Source organism: Methylobacterium sp. J-072 (assembly GCF_022829425.1).
GTDB lineage: Bacteria > Pseudomonadota > Alphaproteobacteria > Rhizobiales > Beijerinckiaceae > Methylobacterium.
In genome coordinates this window covers 1-848 of record NZ_JAKSYK010000029.1, presented here as the reverse complement: position 1 = coordinate 848, position 848 = coordinate 1, and the positions used below count along the sequence as shown (strand labels likewise).

Genomic DNA, 848 nt, shown 5'->3' with positions numbered 1-848 from the left:
GCACCTGAAGGTTGCACTGGCACTGCCGGTGCAGGCTGCTCGGAGAGCTGCTTTCGGGCATCAGCGAGGCCACCCTGCACGCCTGCCAGTTCCTGTCGCGCCGCTTTCAGCTTCTCGTCCAAGTCGGATAGCTCTTTATTTCGATTAGCTAGGCTCTCGGTCAGAGACGCAAGTTGTGCTTGCGCGTCGGTCTGCCGCTTCTGCAAAGCCTCGACGGCGGCATTCAGGCCGTCTCGGCTCTCCTGTAGCTTCCTGACGGCTGCTTCGGTCTGATCGCGCTCGGTAGTGATACGATCCCGGTCGGCCTGAACGGTGGCGACATCCTTCTGCGCGGAGGTGAGCCCGTCCTTCACTTGCTGGAGTTGCTGGCTGGTGCGATCGACGTCGGCCGTCAGCTTGTCCTTGCTCGCGCTCAAGCTGCTAGTCGCCTGCTCCAAGTCGGCACGCTGCTTGGACGTCTTCTCGGTCTCGACCTTCGCGTCGGAGAGCGCCTTCTGCGCGGTTGCTGCCCCCTCGCGGGCCGTCTGCTGGTTTTGCTCGGCCTGAGCGAGTTGATCTGATTTCGCGGCGCTCTCCTGTGTTAACGCCGCGAGGTCTTGGCGCAGCTTCGCCTCCTGCTTGCGAGCTTCCTCCAGCCGGGCGCCGACATCCGCAAGATCCTGGGTACGAGCCTTGGCGGCCTGATCCGCCTTGTCCGCCGCCTCACGCAGCGGCACGATTTTCTGCTCGCCTTGCTGGATCTGTCCCTGCAGATCGCTGAGGCGCTGTGTCTGCGTCTGTTGTTCCTTGGTCGCCTCGCCTGTCTTCTGCTCGGCCGCCTGCTGCTCCTGACGCAGTGCTGCAAGGCG

General features: G+C 63.7%; 1 protein-coding gene. It reads right to left on the bottom strand.

The genetic code is table 11. The annotated features are described in order from the left end of the window. A partial coding sequence (locus MKK67_RS02405) for a chromosome partitioning protein ParA (RefSeq protein WP_243962005.1) occupies positions 1-848 on the bottom strand: 848 nt, incomplete at both ends.